Genomic DNA, 6616 nt, shown 5'->3' with positions numbered 1-6616 from the left:
TGAACCTGAAGCTGTATTCGGTGATATCAAATATAATCACGGTTTCAAAAGATTCAGACTGCGATCTAAAGCGAAGGTAATAATTGAATTTGGGCTTGTGGCTCTGGCTCATAATATAAGAAAATGGGCCAATATAAGAAATGAAATGAATGCGGTAATAAGTTAAAAAAGAACAAGAAATACCTTAAGCTTCCTACCTTATCTCTCTAAAAGTTCTAAAAATCTCCAATCAAAATAAATATCTCAACAAAATCGTATTTGAAAATTTCAATTCCCTAGAAATAACAAAATTCTATGTTTGAAAAATGAAAGAGGCTGACATACTTTTTAGCCAGCCTCTTTTTTTACTTTTGAATTTTTTTTAAGATAGATTCTATTTCAGACCATCTTTCTTTGGATATATCCAAAAGGTCCAAAGCCGACTCAAGAGAATGTCCTTTTTTTTCAATTAAAGTCTTGACCTTGTTGTAGTCACTTTCAGCAATTCCTTCGACTTTTCCTTTTTCGATTCCTCTTGCTTCTCCATCCAAACCGGCCTCGTACAGAGCATTGTCATAATCCATCAGCTCCATTTCTCTTTTCAGGTATGCAAGATACTCATCTGGATCTTTGACAAACTCATTACGAAGGTTAAGAGCTTCGTCGAAAATCTTATCTTTTTTCATTAATATCTCGTCCTCACCTGACAGTTTACCTGAAAAGAAAGCCAGCCACTTCTCCGCTCTGCTCATAGAAGAAATTCTTTTTTTGGAGAATTTTCTTAACTCAAGAAAATGAAACTCCATCAGATCGGTAATAGGTTTTCCGTCTTCCAGATTGCAGAGCTTAGCTTTACTATGTGGCTTGGGATTCTTTACTGCATCAAACAGATTAAATTTTAGCAGATGAATGCATATTACAGCAGCAATATTTTTGTATTTGCTTCCACGTTTAAGGTTGTAAGTATACAAACGACTCCAATACACCAAACTTCTTTCTATCCAGGCTTTTTCATTTAAGACCTGTATTTCAAGATTCACCTTTTCACCAGAGGCCAGTGTACAGGTTATATCAAGTCTTGAAGTTTTGTCATCTGAAGTTAAACCAAGAATCTCACTATTATTATAGGTCAGGTCTAAAATCTTCTTCTCATCATTCCTGTCTAGAACTGCATTAAGAAAATCTATCAGTATAGTTTTTCTAGACAACAACTTCTTTGCAAAAATATCATTAGTTGTAGAGATCTTTTCAGTTCGCAAAATCTCCTGATGATGCTGAGCCATTCGAGGATCTTTTTCAATTTCCAGCAAATAATTCTGCATTAATCACTCCAATAAAGAAAAAGAAACATCATATACGACGTTTTTTATGTACTTCTCGTAATGGGGGCATTATTTTTCAAAAAAACAGAATAACTTTCTAAATTAAAAGCAAAAAGTTAGTTTAGGAATCTGAGAAAAATATAAAAGAAATCTTTCTATTCAGACTCTTTACTGTGTTTTCTATTCTTGATTCTGTCAAAGAAATTAAAGATAAGCTTATCAAGTCTGAAGAAGATTAAAGAACCGATAGTCTGAGCAATAATCAGATTAGGTATAACGGAAAGGCCTAAAGAATCCAGAACGTACATAAACGGCATCATGACAACAGTAGAAATCTGCCATCTTATAAAATAGACAGCATACAGTTTTGAAAAGTAGCTTTTAATAAAAAGCCAGCATGCCTTTATAATATTCATAATTCATTCTACTCACATACACTTCATACCTTAAGTTTAGTTGACGTTTGCTGAATTCCGATTATTTCTCACTAAATTAACGAAACTGAATACTCAAATTTTGATATGATTCAGTTAATACAAGGAAAGATATATGCTCAGAATTCTTATTACCCTGCTAACTTTTTTCTATTCACTAAGTTCGTTTGCCGATATTAACCTCGACAAACTGTACGCTCTTGGAGCAACCGCTCAGGAAGGTCTTCCTTTTTCAGCTGAATGCACGCTAAACAATGATTTAATCAGGTGTAACGTTCTCATAAAAAATGGATCATATATATACAAAGACTCTATAGGATTTGAAGCTGCAGATGTTCTTATAAGTTCTGACAAGCTACCTGATGGCATCATGCATGAAGATGTAAGCGGAACAAACGAAGTGTATATGGAGTCAGTTTCCTTTAACACTCAATTAATTGATGGAAAAGCAGGAAGCACAGTAAAATTCAGCTACAGAGGCTGTGACAGTCAGGGAATCTGCTACCCAAGCCAGACACAGGATATCTTTCTTGAAAAAGACATCAAAGGAAATATCGAGAAACTGCCAGCATCAAATATAAATCAGGAAAAAGGAATCTTCAGCGGTTACGATAATTTTCTGATTATTCTTCTTTTATGTCTGTGCTTTGGTGTTGCTCTTGATCTAACCCCATGCGTATTACCTCTGCTTTCAATCTACTCAGCAACAATCATGGGCACTAAATACGTATCTGCAGCCCACAAGATAAAACAGAATATCAGCTACATTCTTGGCCTTGCCCTAACCTACTGTGTATTAGGACTGGTATTTGCAGAGATTGGTGTATCTGCTCATGGAATACTCCAGCACCCAGTATCAATCATTATTCTCAGTTCTATTCTGCTTATCTTCACTCTAGACTGTGCGGGATTTATCAATCTGAAAGTACCACTGCTGTTTAACAACTCGCTTCAGATTGCAATTAACAAACAGAAAGATGGAACTCTTGCCAAGGCATTTATATTTGGCGCTCTATCAGCTCTGATTACAACTCCATGCACCAGTGCACCACTTGCAGGTGCTCTTGTATACATCATTACTTCCAATTCAATTTTAAAGGGAGTTCTGATGTTCCTGTTTATTGGTCTTGGAATGGGTGTTCCTCTGCTTGTAATTGGTTTTTTCGGTTCAAAATATATTTCAAAACTAAAGAATCACACAGAGCAAATCAGAAGACTTTTTGCAATTCCTCTGTTTTTAGGAGCTTACTACATCTGTCAGCACCTGTTCGGTGATCTGAACAGATATATCGAGCCGGCTGTTTACGCAAGCTGTGGAGCCTACTTTATAGGAGTTCTGTTCAGAAGCAAGAAGGTTTCCTATATTTTGATGGCTGCATTTTTATGTTTCTGGGCAATTTATACCGCAGTTTATACAGGAACTTCACATGTTACCAACAGAAACTTCACACTCGTTCATAAGATTGCTGATTTAAGCAAATACAACGGAAAGAAAACTCTGGTTACATTCTCCGCAGAGTGGTGTGCAAACTGTCATGAGCTTGATAAGACTATTTATGCAAGTGATGAATTTTTAGATCTTACAAAAGACATGAACAGAATTCGTTTTGATATAACAGATCCTGACACCGAAGCAAACAAGGAACTGACAAAGAACTTCAATATAATTGGAGTACCTTTTCTTATGGTTTTAGATGAAGAAGGAAAGGTTATCAGAAGATATACTGGTTCACCAGATCTTGAAGAAATTACAGCTCTAATTACTGATTAGTATTCTTTTTCATTCGTGCAAGGCTGCCTGCTCATTACATTTTTAACAGGTAGCCAAATTCGCAGTTAGAAAAAAAATATATACACTAATACATGCTGTCTATAGGTATTAACAAGCATTTCCCCGCATTCTGTCTGACATAATCAGAAAAACCACCTAGAGAAAAGATACATATAGTAGGATTTACAGCAGGAATATATTTTATTTTTTCCATAAAATTATCATATTCGGCCTTATCAAAAGGCGCATTTTTAAACTTACACTCACCTACCAGCAAAATCTTTTTTCCATTTAAGCCCAAAAGATCTATTTCAATCTGCTTTTGTTTTTTATCCTCGTCAATTACAGACACCTGATAATCAGTTACGTCTGTTAGTAAAGGAATATTATCTTTACCAGCATGGAGCATCAAATATTCCTTTGCCATTTTTTCAAAAATTTTTCCCATAAATTCGTGAATATTATTTTTTACAGATGAATAATAATAAGCTTCTCCATTATCAGCGTTTATAAGACTAGTTGCTCTGTTGACATATTTAAACCAAAATTCAAGCATACTGTCTTTTAATACATAGTAAGGTTTTTTAGACATTCTTCTCTCAAGAAGTTCAGCTCTTGTAAGAATCTTTAAGGGATAAGTTATATCTTCCGCTCCGACATAAGATGAGATTTCACTATTTCTGGTATGACCTGTTGCAACAGCGGATATAATAGAATTGTACAGAGCTGGATTCTGTCTATCGTTAGTTGTTACTGTTTTAATCTGTTCTTCAGAAAAATAACCTCCTACAGAAAAAAACTGATCAATTATGTTCTGATCAAGACTAACGGAAGTAGGAAACTGTTCAATGTATTTGGCTACACCATTTGAAAGGCCATAACATATAGCCTTTTCCTTATTCGTATAACCATCAAGGAATTCTGCTGTTTCAAGATAATTAAAGGGTCTAAGTTTTAATTCAAGATCACTTCTGCCATGTAAAGGAGCTGACTCTGCAAGGACTTCATCTTTCATAAAGCTTACTAGAGATCCACACAAGACAAAGAAAAGATTACTATTCTTCCACTTGGTATCAATAACTTTTTGTAACACAGACTGGATATATGGACATTGCCTTGCTAGATAAGGATACTCGTCTATAAAAAAAATAATACGTTCTTTTTCAGCAAATTTTCCTATGTAGTCAAAGATATTTTCAAAATCATTAAATTGAATAATGTTATGCATTTCAGGAGAAAGTACTGAAAGGACAGAATCAGTCATCATTGACAGTAATTCAGACTCACTTCGTTCAACCGACGTAAAAGATATACATTTGCAAGACTGGTCTTTCATAAATTTATTAATCAACATTGTTTTACCAATTCTGCGTCTGCCGTACAGAACAGTCATTGCGAAGCCATTTTGTCTAAATTTTCTGTCAAGGGCTTTTAATTCTTTTTTTCGACCTCTGAATTCTTCCTGCATAAAGACCTCTTTAACATTATTGAATATTGGATTAGCCCAAACATATTTAGACCAAAATATTTTTACCTAAATCGATTTAGCCTAAATCGATTTAGGCTAAATTAATTTCTGTTAATATTAAGTTTAGAAATAATAGTGAAGAAGTACAAGAAAAGATTTGGTTAATACGCAACCAAAAGCTAATATTGGACAAGACTTTAACGCAAAAAAAATCCCTCACATTTTGAGGGATTATTCTGAGTTATGTTTTGATGAAGATTACTTCTTTGAAGCCTTAGCAGCCTCTAATTTCTCCTCAAGATAATGGATGCTTGCGCCGCCCTTAATCTCAACAGGATCATTCAGTAAATCTTCGTGTAGAGGAATATTGGTTTTGATTCCATCTAATACCAGCTCATCCAGAGCCTCTAGGCCACGAACACGAGCCTGTTCACGAGTATCATCAAAAACAATTAACTTTCCAACTAATGAGTCATAGTGAGGTGGAACCTTATAGCCCTGATATACATGGCTATCCCAACGAACACCAGGACCGCCAGGTACATGAAGATACTTGATCTCACCTGGAGAAGGCATAAAGGTAGAAGGATCCTCTGCATTGATACGGAATTCGAATGCATGACCTTTAATCTTTACGTCATCCTGAGTAATTGAAAGTGGGTTACCAGCACATACAGATATCATTTCACGAACGATATCAACACCGGTAATCATTTCAGTAATTGGGTGCTCAACCTGAACACGGGTGTTCATCTCAATGAAGTAGAACTCACCGTTTTCATATAGGAACTCAAAAGTACCAGCTCCGCGATAACCAATATCAATACATGCCTGAGCACAGCGAGAACCGATAGTCTTACGCTGCTCTTCAGAAATGAATGGAGCAGGAGCCTCTTCTAAAACCTTCTGATTACGACGCTGCATTGAGCAATCGCGTTCGCCTAGGTATACAGCATGACCCTGACCGTCTGAAAGAACCTGGAACTCAACGTGACGAGGATTCTCAAGGAACTTTTCCATGTAAACAGCAGGATTGTTGAAGAACATGTCTGCTTCACGACGAGTCAGAGCAATTGACTCCTCTAGCTCAGCGTCTGATCTTACAACACGCATACCACGGCCGCCACCGCCACCGGCAGCTTTAATGATAATTGGGTAGCCAATCTTGTTAGCCAGCTGACGATTCTCTTCGAAATCCTCACCTAATGCACCTGCTGAACCAGGAACACAAGGAACACCAGCTTTCTGCATAGCTTTCTTTGCAGATACCTTATCGCCCATCAGACGGATAGTATCAGCAGTTGGTCCAATGAAAACGAAGCCTGATTTCTCAACCATTTCAGCGAAATCAGCATTTTCTGATAGGAAACCATAACCTGGGTGAATTGCATTAGCACCTGTTGCTTCTGCAGCAGCAATGATTGAAGGAATATTTAAATAAGAATCCTTTGGAGCTGCTGGTCCAATACATACAGCTTCATCTGCAAGCTTAACATGTAACAGATCTCTATCGGCTGTTGAATGAACTGCAACAGTCTTTAAACCTAACTGACGGCAAGCACGTAAAATACGTAAAGCGATCTCACCGCGGTTAGCTATAAGAACTTTTTCAAGTTTCATATTTTAGGTTTACTCTCAGTTA

At 36.4% G+C, this 6616-nt stretch carries 6 protein-coding genes; 2 read left to right on the top strand and 4 right to left on the bottom strand.

The annotated features are described in order from the left end of the window. The coding region (locus B5D46_RS04450) for a transposase (protein WP_143675602.1) at positions 1-166 on the top strand (166 nt) is incomplete at its 5' end. 178 nt (positions 167-344) lie between these two features. Here the strand turns inward: B5D46_RS04450 and B5D46_RS04445 are convergent. Further along, complete coding sequence (locus B5D46_RS04445) at positions 345-1301, bottom strand: Rpn family recombination-promoting nuclease/putative transposase (protein WP_078928414.1); 957 nt, start codon at positions 1299-1301, stop codon at positions 345-347. A 155-nt stretch (positions 1302-1456) separates the two neighbouring features. Continuing rightward, a complete protein-coding gene (locus B5D46_RS04440; protein WP_078928413.1) occupies positions 1457-1717 on the bottom strand; it encodes a hypothetical protein in 261 nt (86 codons plus the stop codon). Positions 1718-1850: 133 nt separating this feature from the next. Here B5D46_RS04440 and B5D46_RS04435 point away from each other — a divergent pair, with 133 nt between their 5' ends. After that, on the top strand, positions 1851-3506 hold the full coding sequence (locus B5D46_RS04435) for a cytochrome c biogenesis protein CcdA (protein ID WP_078928412.1): 1656 nt from the start codon (positions 1851-1853) through the stop codon (positions 3504-3506). A gap of 85 nt (positions 3507-3591) precedes the next feature. Here B5D46_RS04435 and B5D46_RS04430 read toward each other — a convergent pair whose 3' ends face one another. Both B5D46_RS04430 and accC read right to left on the bottom strand, forming a co-directional pair. Beyond that, positions 3592-4974, bottom strand: a complete 1383-nt coding sequence (locus B5D46_RS04430) for an ATP-binding protein (RefSeq protein WP_078928411.1) — start codon at positions 4972-4974, stop codon at positions 3592-3594. 258 nt (positions 4975-5232) lie between these two features. Continuing rightward, positions 5233-6594 carry an acetyl-CoA carboxylase biotin carboxylase subunit gene (gene accC / locus B5D46_RS04425; protein WP_078928410.1) on the bottom strand — a complete coding sequence of 454 codons (1362 nt, stop codon included), beginning with the start codon at positions 6592-6594 and terminating at the stop codon, positions 5233-5235. Between the last annotated feature and the right edge of the window lie 22 nt (positions 6595-6616).

Origin of the sequence: Succinivibrio dextrinosolvens DSM 3072 (assembly GCF_900167015.1) — a bacterium.
GTDB classification, from domain to species: Bacteria; Pseudomonadota; Gammaproteobacteria; order Enterobacterales; family Succinivibrionaceae; genus Succinivibrio; species Succinivibrio dextrinosolvens.
Note: the sequence above shows the minus strand (reverse complement) of the source record. Positions and strands in the feature narration are given on the sequence as shown.